Annotated in this window: 1 pseudogene; it reads left to right on the top strand. The window is 67.6% G+C overall.

Annotation, left to right across the window (positions count from 1 at the left end):
* Positions 1–56: 56 nt before the first annotated feature.
* Positions 57–958: pseudogene (locus MXD61_RS05675) on the top strand (IS5 family transposase).
* Positions 959–981 lie beyond the last annotated feature (23 nt).

Raw genomic sequence — 981 nt, 5'->3', positions numbered from 1 at the left:
GTTTGGGAAGTCTCTGATCTGTGTTGCTGCTGGTCAGCTGGTGTGATCCAGGCTGGATGATCAGTTGTGTGGCGCGGGGTGATCTGACGAACGAGCAGTGGGCTGTGCTGGAGCCGTTGCTGCCCTCGGAGGCGGACAAGAAGAAGCCGGGGCGGCCGGTGACGTGGTCGCGGCGGCAGTTGATCGATGGGATTCGGTGGCGGACCCGGACCGGGGCGCCGTGGCGTGATGTGCCGAGCCGGTATGGGCATTGGCGCACGGTGTACGGGCTGTTCCGGGACTGGCAGCGTGATGGCACGTGGAAGCGGGTCCTGACCGGGTTGCAGGCCCGGGCGGACGCCGCGGGCCTGATCACCTGGGAGGTGTCGGTGGACTCGACGGTGGCGCGGGCGCATCAGCATGCGGCGGGGGCGTCGAAAAAGGGGATCTCCAGCGGGACAGTCCGGGTGGTGTTGACCTCGAACCGGTAGATCATGGGATCGGGCGGTCCCGGGGTGGGTTGACCACCAAGCTGCACCTGGCCTGTGAGCAGGGGCAGAAGCCGTTGGGATTGCTGGTGACCGCCGGGCAGCGTGGGGACAGTCCGCAGTTCGCCGCGGTGCTCGAACGCATCCGGGTCCCTCGGCCTGGGCGGGGCAGGCCCAGGACCCGTCCGGACCGGGTGCTGGCGGACAAGGCATACAGCTCGAGGAAGAACCGTGCCTACCTGCGCGAGCGTGGGATCCGGGCCACGATCCCGGAGAAGATCGACCAGGCGGCGAACCGGAAGAAGCGCGGGAGCCGGGGCGGGCGGCCCCCGGCGTTCAGTACCGACACCTACAAGCAGCGTCATGCCGTGGAGTGCGGGATCAACCGGCTCAAACGCCACCGGGCTGTCGCGACCCGGTACGACAAACTCGCCGTGCGCTACGAAGCAACGGTCACCATCGCCGCGATCAACGAATGGCTACCCCGATGAACTTCCCAAACAGACCCTAGGGC

The organism is Frankia sp. AgPm24, assembly GCF_023243055.1.
Classification (GTDB): domain Bacteria; phylum Actinomycetota; class Actinomycetes; order Frankiales; family Frankiaceae; genus Frankia; species Frankia umida.
The sequence above is the reverse complement of the archived record's forward strand: the minus strand, read 5'-3'. Positions and strand labels throughout refer to the sequence as shown.